Annotated in this window: 13 protein-coding genes; 6 read left to right on the top strand and 7 right to left on the bottom strand. The window is 63.7% G+C overall.

Annotation, left to right across the window (positions count from 1 at the left end; genetic code table 11):
* Nucleotides 1-129: 129 nt before the first annotated feature.
* The gene (locus tag ACP7DE_RS14075; protein ID WP_426072683.1) at nucleotides 130-1,044 is read left to right on the top strand and encodes a LysR family transcriptional regulator; all 915 of its coding nucleotides are present in this window, start codon (nucleotides 130-132) and stop codon (nucleotides 1,042-1,044) included.
* A 50-nt stretch (nucleotides 1,045-1,094) separates the two neighbouring features.
* Nucleotides 1,095-1,322 carry a hypothetical protein gene (locus tag ACP7DE_RS14070; RefSeq protein WP_426072682.1) on the top strand — a complete coding sequence of 76 codons (228 nt, stop codon included), beginning with the start codon at nucleotides 1,095-1,097 and terminating at the stop codon, nucleotides 1,320-1,322.
* Nucleotides 1,323-1,333: 11 nt separating this feature from the next.
* Here ACP7DE_RS14070 and ACP7DE_RS14065 read toward each other — a convergent pair whose 3' ends face one another.
* The 4 genes from ACP7DE_RS14065 to ACP7DE_RS14050 all read right to left on the bottom strand — a co-directional run bounded on the left by ACP7DE_RS14065 (nucleotide 1,334) and on the right by ACP7DE_RS14050 (nucleotide 4,539).
* Nucleotides 1,334-1,645, bottom strand: a complete 312-nt coding sequence (locus ACP7DE_RS14065; RefSeq protein WP_426072681.1) for a MerR family transcriptional regulator — start codon at nucleotides 1,643-1,645, stop codon at nucleotides 1,334-1,336.
* Between the two features lie 3 nt (nucleotides 1,646-1,648).
* A complete protein-coding gene (locus tag ACP7DE_RS14060; RefSeq protein WP_426072680.1) occupies nucleotides 1,649-2,569 on the bottom strand; it encodes a DnaJ C-terminal domain-containing protein in 921 nt (306 codons plus the stop codon).
* 130 nt (nucleotides 2,570-2,699) lie between these two features.
* On the bottom strand, nucleotides 2,700-3,392 hold the full coding sequence (locus ACP7DE_RS14055; protein ID WP_426072679.1) for a beta/gamma crystallin-related protein: 693 nt from the start codon (nucleotides 3,390-3,392) through the stop codon (nucleotides 2,700-2,702).
* 160 nt (nucleotides 3,393-3,552) lie between these two features.
* On the bottom strand, nucleotides 3,553-4,539 hold the full coding sequence (locus ACP7DE_RS14050; RefSeq protein ID WP_426072678.1) for a beta/gamma crystallin-related protein: 987 nt from the start codon (nucleotides 4,537-4,539) through the stop codon (nucleotides 3,553-3,555).
* A gap of 712 nt (nucleotides 4,540-5,251) precedes the next feature.
* On the opposite strand from ACP7DE_RS14050, the gene ACP7DE_RS14045 reads away from it, so the two are divergent.
* From ACP7DE_RS14045 to ACP7DE_RS14035, 3 genes are all read left to right on the top strand, one after another.
* Nucleotides 5,252-6,643, top strand: coding sequence for an MATE family efflux transporter (locus ACP7DE_RS14045; protein ID WP_426072677.1), 1,392 nt, complete (start codon nucleotides 5,252-5,254; stop codon nucleotides 6,641-6,643).
* A gap of 33 nt (nucleotides 6,644-6,676) precedes the next feature.
* Complete coding sequence (locus ACP7DE_RS14040) at nucleotides 6,677-7,516, top strand: PhzF family phenazine biosynthesis protein (protein WP_426072676.1); 840 nt, start codon at nucleotides 6,677-6,679, stop codon at nucleotides 7,514-7,516.
* A 192-nt stretch (nucleotides 7,517-7,708) separates the two neighbouring features.
* Nucleotides 7,709-9,916 (top strand): S9 family peptidase, encoded by a 2,208-nt coding sequence (locus tag ACP7DE_RS14035; protein WP_426072675.1) that lies wholly within the window; start codon nucleotides 7,709-7,711, stop codon nucleotides 9,914-9,916.
* 75 nt (nucleotides 9,917-9,991) lie between these two features.
* On the opposite strand, the gene ACP7DE_RS14030 is transcribed toward ACP7DE_RS14035, so the two are convergent.
* From ACP7DE_RS14030 to ACP7DE_RS14020, 3 genes are all read right to left on the bottom strand, one after another.
* On the bottom strand, nucleotides 9,992-10,177 hold the full coding sequence (locus tag ACP7DE_RS14030) for a CsbD family protein (protein WP_116743435.1): 186 nt from the start codon (nucleotides 10,175-10,177) through the stop codon (nucleotides 9,992-9,994).
* 182 nt (nucleotides 10,178-10,359) lie between these two features.
* Nucleotides 10,360-11,004 carry a class I SAM-dependent methyltransferase gene (locus ACP7DE_RS14025; RefSeq protein ID WP_426072674.1) on the bottom strand — a complete coding sequence of 215 codons (645 nt, stop codon included), beginning with the start codon at nucleotides 11,002-11,004 and terminating at the stop codon, nucleotides 10,360-10,362.
* Between the two features lie 69 nt (nucleotides 11,005-11,073).
* Nucleotides 11,074-13,164, bottom strand: coding sequence for a M13 family metallopeptidase (locus tag ACP7DE_RS14020; RefSeq protein ID WP_426072673.1), 2,091 nt, complete (start codon nucleotides 13,162-13,164; stop codon nucleotides 11,074-11,076).
* 288 nt (nucleotides 13,165-13,452) lie between these two features.
* On the opposite strand from ACP7DE_RS14020, the gene ACP7DE_RS14015 reads away from it, so the two are divergent.
* Nucleotides 13,453-13,704 (top strand): flagellar protein FliT, encoded by a 252-nt coding sequence (locus ACP7DE_RS14015; RefSeq protein ID WP_426072672.1) that lies wholly within the window; start codon nucleotides 13,453-13,455, stop codon nucleotides 13,702-13,704.
* Nucleotides 13,705-13,783 lie beyond the last annotated feature (79 nt).

The raw sequence follows: 13,783 nt of genomic DNA, 5'->3' as shown, positions 1-13,783 counted from the left end.
GCTCCTGTGGAAATGGGTGACGGGATGGACCATGTCGCAGCCCTTGCACACAGCATAGTTCGGGTCTACCATCGATGAAACCGTATAAATATAAATGTTTAGCATCGAAATTCTAGATATGGAGTTGCCATGAGAGAACCGGGCCAGCCTTCGCTCGACCAGTTGCGCGTGTTCGTCGCCGTCATCGACGCGGGCGGCTTCGCCCACGCGGCGCGCCAGCTGCACCGCACGCAGTCGGTGATCAGCTACACCATCGCCAACCTGGAAGAACAACTGAATGTGGTATTGCTCGACCGCAGCAAGCGCAAGCCCACCCTGACGGACGCGGGCAAGGCCCTGCTGGCCGATGCGCGCGCCGTGGCCCTGAAGGTCGATGGCATGCGCGCGCGCGCCAAGGCGCTGGCCGGCGGGCTAGAAGCGGAGGTATCGGTGGTGGTCGACGTGATGTTTCCCACCTGCGTGCTGGTACGCGTTCTGGAAGCGTTCCAGGCGCAGTTCCCCACCGTCGCCCTGCGCCTGCGCATCGAAGCCATGGGCGCCGTGGCGCAGCTGGTGATGGATGGCAGCTGTCACATCGGCCTCGGTGGCTGGATGACGGCCACGGCCAGCGTCTTCGAGCGCCTGGCCGTGGGCCACGTGCGCCTGATTCCCGTGGCCGCGCCCAGCCACGCGCTGGCGCTGCAGGCAGGACCGATTGCCTCCAACGTGGCGCGCGAACACGTGCAGTTGGTGCTCAGCGACCGCAGCGACCTGACGCAGGGCCAGGATTTCGGCGTGCTGGGATTGCGCAACTGGCGCCTGGGCGACCTCGGCTCCAAGCACGCCTTGCTGCGCGCGGGCCTGGGCTGGGGCAACATGCCCGAAGCGATGGTGCGCGAGGATCTGGCGGCAGGACGGCTGGTGCACCTGCCGCTGGCCGTCGACAAGGGCGAGAATTATCCGATTTACCTGATCCAGCGCGCCGACACGCCGCCCGGCCAGGCGGGCAAGTGGCTCACCGAGCGTTTTGCGGAGCAGTTGCCATTACTGGAGCAAGTCTTCTAGAAGCGCGCGCAGGCAGGTATCATGCGCGCATACATTGATAAGGAACCACCATGGCCGGCATCGACGACTTCGTCAACAAACAAAAACCTGGCGCGCGCTTCGTCATCACGGCGCAGATGCTGCGCATGACGCCGCAGCAGTTCGACTCCGTGGCGCAGGAATGGATGGAAGACGGCGGCCCCGGCTTCGACGTGGCCGGCATCCCGCACCGGGTCGTCGTCGATGGGCAATTCTACATTGGCCGGATCACCGTGCAGCGGCACGGCGAGCCGGCCTAAGGGCGAATGGTCTAATCGACGCCCAGCACGTGCAGGCGGCGGCGCAGGCGCGCCACTTCTTCCGACAAATCGACCACCAGCGCGGCCAGTTCGGCATTCGCGTCGAACACGGATTCAATTTCGTGCAGGCGGCGCGCGCGCACCAGGTCCAGGCTGGTGAAGCGCCAGGCCGTCAATTGCCCCGCTGGCGGGCCATTTTGCAGCAGCACGCCCGTCCGCACGTGCTGCACCACCCAGTCCGGCTCCACGGCGCAGGCGCGCGCCAGTTCTTCCAGGCTCAGGGCACGGTCTTCGAGCAATTCGCCAATTACCTTGTTTGTCATGATTTACCCTCCCAGCTTCTGGCGCGGATTGAAAGCCATCTCGCGCGCCATGGTTGCATACAGTTCGCGCGCCTTGTCGTCGTTTGCCGGCGGCAGCACCACTTCCAGCAGCAAATACAGGTCGCCCGGCTGGGCGGCGGGAATGCCGCGCCCCTTCAGGCGCAGCTTGCGCCCCGTCTGCGAATTGGGCGGGACGGTGACTGCCACCGTGCCCGATGGCGTGGGCACATCGATTTCGCCGCCCAGCGCCGCCTCCCATGGCGTGACGGGCACCGTCTCGAACACGTCGCGCCCTTCCACCTTGTAGCGTGCATCGGGCTGGAAGCGGATTTCCAGATACAGGTCGCCGGCTGGCGCGCCGCCGCTGCCAGGATGGCCCTGGCCCTTCATGCGCAGCTGCTGGCCCTCCGTGACGCCTTTCGGTATCGTCACTTCCAGGGTGCGCTCGCGCGTCACCACATGGCCTTGCGCGTCCGCTTCGGGCACGCGCATGACGATGTGGCGTTTGGCGCCCTGATAGCTGTCGTGCACATCGATGGTGATGGCGGCGTGGCTGTCCTCGCCCTGCATCTTGAAACTGCCGCCGGCGCGGCGGCGCCCGCCCACGTGGGCAAACAGGTCGGCAAAGAAGTCGCTGTCGTCGGCGCCCGACGATTCGTAGCCCGAACCCCAGTCCGGCGGGGGCCGGAATGGCTGGCCTTGGGCGCCTTGGTTACGCCCCAGTTCATCGTAGGCGGCGCGCTTTTCTGCGTCGCCCAGCACGCCGTAGGCCTCATTCAGGGCCTTGGTGCGCTTGTCGGCGTCCGGTTCCTTGCTCACGTCGGGGTGGTATTTGCGTACCAGCTTGCGGTACGCCTTCTTGATCTCGGCCTCGGTTGCCGTCTTCTCGACGCCAAGCTCCTTGTAGTAGTCCTTGTATTCCACCGTGCCTGCTCCCCATGGTTGAACTGTCCATGGGAAGAGTACACGAATTGGCTGTGACATAGCGTGCGCACAATACAACAGCGCCCGCGAACATGGGTCACGCGGGCGCTGGAAGGCAAGGCCGAAACGCTTAGCGCACGCGGCGCAGCGAGGAAATGCGGCGATCGAGGCCACCGTGCAGGCGGCCATAGCTGCCTGGTCCCATCACCACGCAGCGGCCACGGAAGTTGGCATCGACGCAGAACTCCCAGCGGCCGTAATTAACGACGACCGATTCGGCGCGGTCGTTGAAGCCATAGCGGCTCAAATCATGCACTTCGCGGTCCAGGCGCACGGGCCGGCCGCGCATGCCGGCATCGGGGAACATCAGCACGGCGCCATTCATGTCGGGACGGTGTCCGCCGCCATGGCCTGGATAACCGGGATGAGGACGCTCCGGCTCCGGACGCGGAGGGCGCGGCGGGTAGGGACGGTGATCGGGACGGTGGTCGCCGCCGCCATGGCCCGGGCGGCCCACTTCGCGCACCGAGGAAACGGCGTCGTTCATGCCCGGCATGCTGTCGTAGCGGCCAGGCTGCAGCACGCGGCAGTTGCTCCGGTAATTGGCGTCCTTGCATACTTCCCAGGTGCCCGAGCGCACGATGATGCTGGAGGTCTTGTCGTTAAAGCCCATGCGCGACAGGTCGCCCGTGTCGGAACGCAGGGTGACCGGGCGGCCGCGAAAACCGGCGTCCTGGAACAGGGTGATTTCGCCCGCGGATGCGGCAAGGGGAGCGAGGAAGGTGGCGGCGCACAGCAGCGCGGGCCGGAAAGATCGAACCATGACAACTCCAATACTGATTACATTTTCGCCAGTGTAGTCCAGGCGGCAGGCGGCGAGTGTAACAAAGGGCAAGCAAATGTCAGCACACGGCTGGGAATGTAAAAACCGCCTGGCGGGATCAACCCGGCAGGCGGCCTGTCAGCATGTGTGCTGGAGAAAATCAGCGCACGCGGCGCAGCGAGGAAATCTGGTTTTCCATGCCGTTCAGGCGACCGTATTCGCCCGGTCCGATCACTTCGCAGCGGCCACGGAAGTTCGAATCGCTGCACACTTCCCACTGGCCCTCGTTGACGACGATGGACGAGGCGCGGTCATTGAAGTTGTAGCGCACCAAGTCTTCCGCATTGCGGTCCAGCGCCAGCGGCTCGCCGCGCATGCCCGCTTCGGGGAACAGCAAGACAGCGCCGCGTTCCTGGTACTGTGGCTGCTGGTACTGCGGATATTGCGGGTATTGCGGCTGCTGGTAAGGCTGTTCGTACTGCTGCTGGCGCCGCGCTTCGCGCTCGTCGACCATGCGCGCCGACGAGACGCGCCCATCGAGGCCGCGCCCCAGGTCGTCATGACGGCCTGGCCCGAAGATGCGGCACACGCCGTTATAGTTCGCGTCGCTGCACAGCTGCCAGTAGCCGTTATGGATGACGATGCTGGTGGTGCGGTCGTTGAAACCGATGCTGACGAAATCGTCCGTATCGCGGTTCAGCCGCGCCGAGCCGCCATTCTGTCCCGCGCCCGAATACACCTCCAGGCTGCCGCCACGGCCATAGCCGCCATGGCCACGGTCTGGGTCGCGTCCGGGGCGTCCCGGATTGTAGCCATCGCCGCGCCCCGTTTCACGCACTGAACTGATGGCGTCGTTCATGCCCGGCATCGAGCGGTATTCGCCCGGCCCCAAGGTCTTGCATCTGCCACGGAAGCCGGCGTCGGTACACACATCCCAGGTGCCTGAACGCACCAGAATGCTCGACACCTTGTCATTGAAGCCAAAGCGCGACAGCTCGTCTGTCGTCTCGCGCAGGTTCACGGCGCGGCCCCGGAAATCAACGTCTTCGAACAAGGTGATATCGCCCGCGTGGGCGGCCGCATGGGCTCCCAGCGAAAGCAGCAAGGTCGCCGCGCATGCCAGCGCGTGTTTGAAAGGGCCCGTCATGATTAACTCCATTCTTCATTCTTTGGTGATGATTTAGCTGGCTGTTGCGCCAGGATGCTAGTGTAACAAGTGCTCGCCCGCGCGGAAGGTCGCCGGCGCTTTCCAAGGTCAATTAAGACAAATGCATGATCGACAAGACAACTGATGTCAGTGTAGCCATCCGTAGAAAAAACGGTGTAACAAAGTATGAAAAAAGGTCAACAAATTGTTACCAAAAGCAATAACAGGCCCTGCGCGAGCCGGTTATTGCCATTTGGCGTACTACCTGCCCCGCATCAGCGCACTGCGCGCACCGACGAGATGCGGTTGCTCAGGCGCTCCAGGCGCGCGAACGTCCCCCTTCCCCCTTCCCCCTTCCCGCGCACACGCACATGCGCACGCTCTCTGCACCGTGCCGTTGAAGTCACGTTCACGCAAATCAGCGGCGCCATTGCGCACGCTCAAACTGCGGCGACAAAGTGATCGCGCGCGTGCAAAGTCAGTTCGCCGGCGCCGGCCAGTTCGGCCATCATGGCGACGCCCAGCTTCAATATGGTCTTACTCCATAGTCAGGATAATGCGGTGTGACTATTTGCTCATCTTGCCAGAGAGCCCGCAGTCTATCCGCGACTGGCCCACTTAGCTGTAACAAATGATTACCGCACCCGGGCGCCACGGCGGACAAGCATGGCGAATGCCGGTAGAATCTTGTGTTTAGTTAAGCTTGCCGCCCATGCCACACACTACCTCGTTCACCCTGCCCGCCGTCCGTACTGAAATTTCTTCGCTGTGGAAGCTGGCCTGGCCCATCCTGATCGGCCAGTTGGCCACCGTCGGCATGGGCGCGGCCGACGTGGCGATGACAGGGCATACGAATCCCGAGGAACTGGCGGCCGTATCACTGGGCGCGGCTATCTGGTCCATCGTGCTGGTCACCGTGAGCGGCATCATGATGGCGATCAATACGCTGGTGGCGCATGAAATCGGCGCCGCGCGCCACGACCGGGTGCCGCACATCGTGCGCCAATCGCTGTGGAAGGCGCTGCTGGTCGGCCTGGTGGCTTGCCTGCTGACGAACATGGCGGCGCTGGTGTTCGACCACCTGATGCTGGAACCTGCCGTGGCAGCCAAGGCCAAGCTGTTCGTGCACATCATCAGCTGCGCGCTGCCGCCGTTCGCCGCCTACCGCGCGCTGTACGGCTACAGCACCAGCATCAACCAGACCAAGCCCGTGATGGTCATCGCGCTGGCCGCGCTGGGCCTGAATATCCTCGTCAACTACCTGCTGATCTACGGCCACTGGGGCATGCCGAAGATGGGCGGCGTAGGCTGCGCCGTGGCCACTACCTGCTGCGTGTGGATGATGCTGCTGGCCATGCTGGCCTGGATCAGGATCGCGCCCGCCTACCGCGCCACGTACCCGTTCACGCACTGGGAATGGCCGCAGCCGTCGTCCATCGGCCCCATGTTGCGCCTGGGCCTGCCCATCGGCGTGACCTACTTTGCCGAAGTAAGCGCCTTTGGCGTCATCAGCCTGCTGGTGGCGCGCTTCGGCGTGATCCAGGTATCGGCGCACCAGATTGCCCTGAATTTCTCGTCCGTCGTCTTCATGGTGCCGCTCACCTTCGGCATCGCGCTGGTCACGCGCGTGGGCCATGCCGTGGGCGAAGCCAATCTGCGCCGCGCACGCTTCATTTCGTGGGTGGGCGTGGCCATGTCGCTGACGGCGGCCATCGTCTCGGCCACCGTCATCACCGTCTTCCGCCACCAGATCGCGCAAGCCTACACGTCCGATCCGCAGGTGCAGGCGCTGTGCGCACAGCTGCTGCTGTTTGCCGCCCTGTTCCAGCTGTCCGACGCCACGCAGGTGGCCACCTCCTGCGCGATCCGCGGCTACAAGGTGACGCGCCAGCCGATGCTGATCCAGCTGCTGGCCTTCTGGGGCTTCTCGCTGCCCATCGGCTACGTGCTGGGCCTCGCGCCGCAAGGCTTCATCTGGTCGCCGGCCGAGCCGATGGCCGCCGCCGGTTTCTGGATCGGCCTGGTCACGGGCTTGACAGTAGCCGCCGTGCTGCTGACCTGGTATCTGAACCGCCTGTCGCTGCAGCGCCTGCGCGACGCCTGACACTTCCACAAGGAATCCGACCAGGAACCCGCCATGCCACAGCCGCGCCCCTTCAAGCAGGTCGATGTCTTCAGCAGCGTGCCCTTCCTCGGCAATCCGCTGGCGGTGGTACTCGACGCCAATGGCCTCGATGACGCGCAGATGCAAGCCATCGCGCGCTGGACGGGCCTGTCGGAAACCACCTTCGTGTTGGCGCCGCGCGATCCCGCCGCCGACTACCGCGTGCGGATTTTTTCGCCCGAGACGGAATTCCCGTTCGCCGGCCACCCGACCCTGGGCACGGCGCACGCCCTGCTCGACGCGGGCATGCAGCCGAAAGGCGCGCGCATCGTCCAGGAATGCGGCGTCGGCCTGGTGCAGATTGAACGGCGCGCCGGCGGCGTGCTGGCGTTCCAGGCGCCGCCCTGCACCGCGCGCCCGCTCGATCCAGCCCTGCTGCCGCAGCTACAAGCAGCGCTGGGCGGTACGCCGGCCGCTGCTGGCAACGTCGTCGAGATGGGCATCCGCTGGCTGTGCGTGCCGCTGGCGAGCGCCGCCGCCTGCTTGGCCGTGCATGCCGACATCGCGGCGCTGACAGCATTGCTGGCCGCGTGTCGGGCCGACGGCCTGGCACTGTATGGCCAGCACGGCGCGGACGGGCCAGCCGATTACGAAGTGCGCGCGCTGCTCAGCGAACATGGCGCGCTGGTGGAAGACCCCGTCACGGGCAGCGCCAACGCCTGCATCGCACAGCTGCAGGCGGGCGGCGACTACACTGTCCGCCAAGGCACCTGTCTGCAACGCGACGGCCGCGTGTCCGTCAATTTCCGCGATGGCCAAGCCTGGATAGGCGGCGCCTGCCTGACCGTGATCGCAGGTACGATATTGGCCTGAATCCGGAAAAACGCCATTAAATAGGTGGCTATCGGACATTTCCAACGAAGGAAATACGGCCAGCACGTCCATTTTCCGTGGCTGGGGCTATCGCATAAAGAGGCACGCTCTGGTATCGTCTTACGCTTAGGCAACGCTCAAGTTCGCCTTTTGCATGCAGTGCCATTCATTCTTCCAACTACCGAGACATCCATGCGTTTTATACTTTGTTTTCTGGCCGCGATGGCCAGCGTTCCCGCATCGGCTGACAAGCTGACCCTGGAACGCATCCACGCCGATCCGGCACTGGCCGGCCCCGGCGTGCGCAACCTGAAGGTTTCGCCCGACGGCGAGCGCGTCACGTTCCTGCGCGGCCGCGCCGACAACCAGTTCCAGCTCGACCTGTGGGAATTCAAGCTGAAGGACAAGAGCACGCACCGTCTGGTCGACTCGAAGGCGCTGGTGCCGAATGAAACCATCTCGCCCGAAGAGCAGGCGCGCCGCGAACGCGAGCGCACGGCCAGCTTGAACGGCATTCTCAGCTACAGCTGGTCGCCCGATGGCAAGCAGCTACTGGTACCGCTGGCCGGCAATCTGTACCTGGTCGACGCAGCCCACCCGGACCAGGCGCGCCTGGTCGCCAAGGGCAATGTGCTGGACCCGAAAATCTCGCCGAAAGGCCGCTACGTGTCGTTTGTGCGCGATCAAAACATCTATGTGATCGACCTCAAGACGAACAAGGAACGCCAGTTGACCACCGACGGCAAGGGCACCATCCGCAACGGCGAAGCCGAATTCGTGGCGCAGGAAGAAATGGGCCAGCGCACCGGCTACTACTGGGCACCCGACGACAGCGCCATCGCGTATAAACGCTACGACGAAGCGCCCGTACCCGTGGTGCGACGCTTCGAAATCTTCGCCGACCGCACCGACGTTGTGGAACAGCGTTACCCGGCCGCCGGCGACCCGAACGTGCTGGTGCAGCTGCTGATCGTCTCGCCGGAAACGGGCGCACAGCGCCAGGTGGACCTGGGCACGAACCCGGACATCTATCTGGTGCGCGCCGACTGGAGCTTTGATGGCAAGTCGCTGGTGTACCAGCGCCAGTCGCGCGACCAGAAGACCCTCGACCTGGTCGCCGTCGATGCAGCCACCCTGGCGCAACGCACCCTGCTGACGGAAACGTCGACAAGCTGGGTCAGCATCCATGACGACCTGCGCTTCCTGTCGAACGGCACCTTCCTCTGGTCGTCCGAGCGCACGGGGCGCAATCATTTGTACCTGTACAACATGAGCGGCAAGCTGCTACACCCCGTCACTGCCGGTGAATGGGGCATCGACAGCGTGCTGGCCGTGAACCAGAAAACCGGCAAGGTCTTCGTCTCGTCGAACCGCGACGCGGTCATCGACAAGCAGACCTATGCACTGGCGCTCGATGGCAGCACGGCCGATAAGCCGCAGCGCGTCACCAAGGCCGATGGCTGGCACGACACGACGTTCTCGCGCAATGGCGAAGTGTTTGTCGACACCTACTCCGACCCGGCCACGCCGCCGCAAGTCAGCATCCGCCGTCCGGACGGTTCGATGGTGGGCTGGCTGGAAGAAAACGCACTGAACGCCAGCCACCCGTACGCGAAATACAAGGCCGATCACCTGCCGACGCAATACGGCACCCTGAAAGCCGACGATGGCCAGACGCTGCATTATTCCATCGTCAAACCGTCGAACTTCGACGCGAGCAAACGCTATCCCGTCTACCTGTCGACGTATGGCGGCCCGCACTCGCAGCACGTGGCTCGCCGCTGGGGCAACAACTTCGATCAGTACATGGCGCAGCAAGGCTTTGTCGTCTTCCGCCTGGATAACCGCGGCTCGTCGCGCCGCGAGCGCGCCTTCACGGACGCCATCTATCACAAGCTGGGCGCAGCCGAAGTGGCCGATCAACTGGTCGGCATCGACTGGCTGGGCAAGCAAAGCTTCGTCGACGCGAAGCGCATCGGCGTGTTCGGCTGGAGCTATGGCGGCTTCATGACCCTGCGTTTGCTGTCGGCTGCCTCCGACAAGATCGCCATGGGCATCTCGGTGGCACCCGTCACCGACTGGTCGCTGTACGACACCCATTACACGGAGCAATTCCTCGGCATGCCGAAGGAAAACGTGGATGGCTATAAGGCCAGCACCGTGTTCGCCCACCTCGACGGTTTGAAGTCGCCGCTGCTGCTGGTGCACGGCATGGCCGACGACAACGTCTTGTTCAGCAACAGCACGCGCTTGATCGACGCGCTGGTGAACCGCGGCGTGCAATTCGACCTGATGACGTATCCGGGCGCCAAGCACGGCATCTCGTCGCGCGCGGGCCAGCGCCACGTATATAAGAAAATTGAAATGTTCTTCAAGCAAAACCTGGGCGTAGCGAAGTAAAGTAAAGCGTGCCCACAATAAAAAACCGCCGCCTGTCTTGCGACAGGCGGCGGTTTTTTTATGCTGCAGCAAAAATTATGGCTTGCGCGTGATGGTCTCGACTGCATCTTTCACATCGCCAACTTTCTTTTGCACTTTGCCTTCGACCTGGTTTGCCAGGCCCTTGGCTTGCTGTTCTTCGCTGCCGACGACTTTGCCAGCGGCTTCCTGGATTTTACCGCCGACTTCCTTCAGTTTACCTTCGACTTGATCTTTGTTCATGATGATATCCTCACGTAGTTGGTACCTCTGTAGTCCGGCCATGAAAGGCCGGTACTGCGGCTCACACACTGCCACAAGCTTCTTGCTGTGCTTGCTGCGTGTCGATAGGTTCATACTACGCTTGAGCTAACAAAAACTCTGTACGCTTGCTAACACATACCCAATGTCCGTCAACTCCATGGTCATGCAGCTTTACGCCAGACGGTCGCCAGCCACGGCTGCTGTTCGCGCGGCAAACCAGGCGGACGGTAGTACTGCTCGACCAGGGTAAAACCGGCCGCCTGCACATACGCTGCCCACGTCGCTTCGTCGTGGTAGCTGCCGTAGCGCGCGCCATTCCAGCCCTCCTGGTTATGGCCGCGCGGGTTCGAGCTGAACAGCACGCCGCCCTCCTTCAGGCACGCGTGCAATGCACGCAACACGCCGGGCAAGACGGCGCTGGGCACATGGAACAGCACGGCATTGGCGAACACGCCATCGAAATGCGCGGTGGGAAGATCGAGGTCGACAAAATCCTGCTGCCACACGGTGCAACCGCTGTAGGCGCGCGCCATCTCGACGAAACGGGGGCAGCCATCGACGCCCGTGGCGTGGTGCCCCATGGCCGTGAACGCTTTCAGATCGCGGCCCGGGCCGCAACCCAGGTCGAGGATCGCCAACGGCGCCGGCTTGCCGATGGCCTGCAGCAGCGCGGCGATATTCTGGCTGACGTCGTGATCGCGCGTGCCCTCGAAAAATTGCTCGGCGCTGGCGTCGTAATGGGCCAGGGTGCGCCCGGTGATCGCGTGGATGGGGTCTTGCGGATCTTGCGGTGGGGTCGGCTTCATGGCGCTCCTGTCATCGATGGGCGCATTTTACGCTGCCGACCGGCTCCCCGGCCGGCAACGTCAGCACGCTTACCAGACGCGTACGCGCTGTTCCGGCGCCAGGTACAGCTGCTGCCCCGGCTGGACGTCGAAGGCCGGGTACCAGGCGTCGAGGTTGCGCACGGTGGCGGCACGGTATTGCGCCGGCGCATGGCCATCCGTGAGGATTTGCTGGCGCGCCGCCGCTTCGCGCGCCGTGCTGCGCCAGCTGACGCCGTAGCCCCTGAAGAAATCGCGGTCCGCGACTGGCTGCGCCGGCTTGCCCTGCTGCGACAGGGTGAATGCGTCATGCGCGGCCGCCACGCCGGCCAGGTCGGCCAGGTTTTCGCTGAGGGTCAGCTGGCCATTCACGGCCAGGTCGGGGAACGGTTTATAAGCCGCGAACTGCGCCACCAATTGTTTTGATGCCGTCTGAAAGTGCGCCAGGTCGGCCGGCGTCCACCAGTCGCGCAGCTTGCCCTGGGCATCGAACTGCGCGCCCTGGTCATCGAAGCTATGGCTGATCTCATGGCCGATGGTGGCGCCGATGCCGCCATAATTGGCCGCATCGGATACTTGCGGATCGAAAAACGGCGGCTGCAAGATGGCGGCGGGGAAGTTCAGCGCATTTTGCAGCGGCAGGTTGACGGCGTTGACCAGCTGCGCCGGCATGGCCCAGGCCTTGCGGTCAGGGGATTGGCTCAGCTTGGCCAGTTCCTGCCGGTAATGAAACTGCTCCGCCCGCTGCACATTGCCCAGCGCGTCGCCGCGCACCACGCGCAAGCCCGCATAGCTGGCCCAGCGTTCCGGATAGCCCACGCCCACGTACAAGGTCTTGAGTTTTTCCTGAGCCTGCGCCTTGGTGGCCGGCGCCATCCAGTCCAGCTTGTCGATGCGGCGCGAGAAGGCGGCAACGATATTCGTTACCATGTCCTGCACGCGGGCTTTCGATTCCGGCGGGAAATAGCGCTCCACGTACAGCTTGCCGACGGCGTCGCTGAGGGCCGCATTCGTCGCAGCCAGCGCGCGCTTGCTGCGCAGCGACTGCTGCGGCGTGCCGCTCAGGGCGCTGCCATAGAAGGCAAAGCGCTGGTCGGCGGCCGCCTTCGGCAAGGTGGTGCTGAAATGGTTGATCGCGTGGAAGGCCAGGAAATCTTTCCACGTCGCCAGCGGCACGCTCGCCACCAGCGCGGCGCTACCCGTCATGGCCGTCGGATGCCAGACGATGAAATCCGTCTGCTGGCCCAGCCCTGCCGCCTGGAAGAAGGCTTTCCACTCCAGGCCTGGCGCCTTGCTGGCAAAGTCGGCGGCGCGCCACGCGTTGTTGCCCTTGGCGACATCGGCCGAATCCTCGCGGCTGGCGTGACTGGCGGCAATCTGCTGCTCCAGCGCAAATACGCGCGCGGCGCGGGCCGGCGCATCGCTGTAGCCGGCCTGCTTGAGCATGGCGGCGATATGCGTCTGGTAGCCCGTGCGCAAGCCCTGCATGCGCGCGCTGTCTCCCTGGTAAAAGGCGCGGTCGGGCAAGCCCAGGCCGCCCTGCAGCAGATAAGCCACATTGCGCGTGGTGTCGTTCAAGTCTTGCGCCACCCACAGGCCGAACAGGTTTTCCGTATAAAAATTGGTGGCATTGAGCGGGTCGACATCGGCGCGCAAGCTCTCGCCCAGCGCGCGGGCCAATCCCGCCTGGTCGCGGATGCCATTGATCTTGCTCAACAAGGGCTTGAGCGGCGCCCAGCCTTTCGCTTCGATAGCCGCTTCATCCATCCAGGATCGGTAAAAATCGCTGACCTGGCGTGCCGATGCATCCGCCTGTGGCGCCACCGCCAAGCCTTCGACGAGGCTGATGATGCGCTCGTTGGTCGCGTTGGCAAGCATGGCGAACGAGCCCCAGCTGCTGCGGTCGGCGGGGATGTCCGTGCTGCGCAGCCAGTCGCCATTCACGTAGTCATAGAAGTCGTCGCCGGGTAAGGCAGAGGCAGCCGTGGGCGCCGCCATCACGGCAGCAGGACTGGCGACCGCCTCCTGGTCATGCGCGTGGACGGCGCCGCTGGCCAGCGCGATGCCGGACAGGGCCAGCGCCATGGCGCGCTTGCGCCAGGGAGCAGGGAAAGAGGAAGCGGCAGCAGTGACAACGCGCATGGTGATCCTTTCAGGCAAAGTGACGACAGTAGTGTGCAAAATCATAACGCGTTTTGAGGCGCCGCAACACGCTCCCCTGTCACCGCGACGCCAGCGGGCATGCGGCTTGGCAGGCGATTCTGGCGGCATACAAGCAATCATCTAAATTATTTTCACTTTTTTTCAAAAACGCCCTCAAGTTCCCGATCAGCACGCCGTTAATCTAGACAAGCAGTAATCCATTCACTAGTTACGGGTGTGCTCATGACCTCCAACGACGTTCTCTCGATGTATGAAAATATTGCAGGAATGACCAATAAAATGGTTGTGGCCGCACGTTCGAGCGACTGGGATGGCTTGGATACTCTGGAAAACCAGTGCGCCAGCGTCGCCAGCACGACCATGACGGGCAGCGTACCTGCCCTGGCCGGCGCCTCGCGCCTGCGCAAGATCGATTTGCTCAAGCAAATCCTGGCCAATGACCGCGAAATCCGCGCGATTACAGAACCGTGGATGACGCAGCTGTCGAATGCCATGCCAGGCGCACGCGCCCGCATGTAACTCAATAAGCAAGCTTGCAGCGCCAGAAACAGCACCCGAGGGTGCTTTTTTTACATCTGCCGCCGTGTCAGGGAGCGCG

This window comes from Janthinobacterium sp. DSP2-3-3, from assembly GCF_049897325.1.
GTDB lineage: Bacteria > Pseudomonadota > Gammaproteobacteria > Burkholderiales > Burkholderiaceae_D > Janthinobacterium.
The sequence above is the reverse complement of the archived record's forward strand: the minus strand, read 5'-3'. Positions and strand labels throughout refer to the sequence as shown.

Bases quoted from the DNA above. Each gene is read 5' to 3' on its own strand.
- ACP7DE_RS14040 (WP_426072676.1), top strand. From the start codon at position 6,677: ATGCCACAGCCGCGCCCCTTCAAGCAGGTCGATGTCTTCAGCAGCGTG.
- ACP7DE_RS14015 (WP_426072672.1), top strand. From the start codon at position 13,453: ATGACCAATAAAATGGTTGTGGCCGCACGTTCGAGCGACTGGGATGGC.
- ACP7DE_RS14035 (WP_426072675.1), top strand. From the start codon at position 7,709: ATGCGTTTTATACTTTGTTTTCTGGCCGCGATGGCCAGCGTTCCCGCA.
- ACP7DE_RS14065 (WP_426072681.1), bottom strand. From the start codon at position 1,645: ATGACAAACAAGGTAATTGGCGAATTGCTCGAAGACCGTGCCCTGAGC.
- ACP7DE_RS14045 (WP_426072677.1), top strand. From the start codon at position 5,252: ATGCCACACACTACCTCGTTCACCCTGCCCGCCGTCCGTACTGAAATT.
- ACP7DE_RS14020 (WP_426072673.1), bottom strand. From the start codon at position 13,164: ATGCGCGTTGTCACTGCTGCCGCTTCCTCTTTCCCTGCTCCCTGGCGC.
- ACP7DE_RS14070 (WP_426072682.1), top strand. From the start codon at position 1,095: ATGGCCGGCATCGACGACTTCGTCAACAAACAAAAACCTGGCGCGCGC.
- ACP7DE_RS14025 (WP_426072674.1), bottom strand. From the start codon at position 11,004: ATGAAGCCGACCCCACCGCAAGATCCGCAAGACCCCATCCACGCGATC.
- ACP7DE_RS14055 (WP_426072679.1), bottom strand. From the start codon at position 3,392: ATGGTTCGATCTTTCCGGCCCGCGCTGCTGTGCGCCGCCACCTTCCTC.
- ACP7DE_RS14075 (WP_426072683.1), top strand. From the start codon at position 130: ATGAGAGAACCGGGCCAGCCTTCGCTCGACCAGTTGCGCGTGTTCGTC.
- ACP7DE_RS14050 (WP_426072678.1), bottom strand. From the start codon at position 4,539: ATGACGGGCCCTTTCAAACACGCGCTGGCATGCGCGGCGACCTTGCTG.
- ACP7DE_RS14030 (WP_116743435.1), bottom strand. From the start codon at position 10,177: ATGAACAAAGATCAAGTCGAAGGTAAACTGAAGGAAGTCGGCGGTAAA.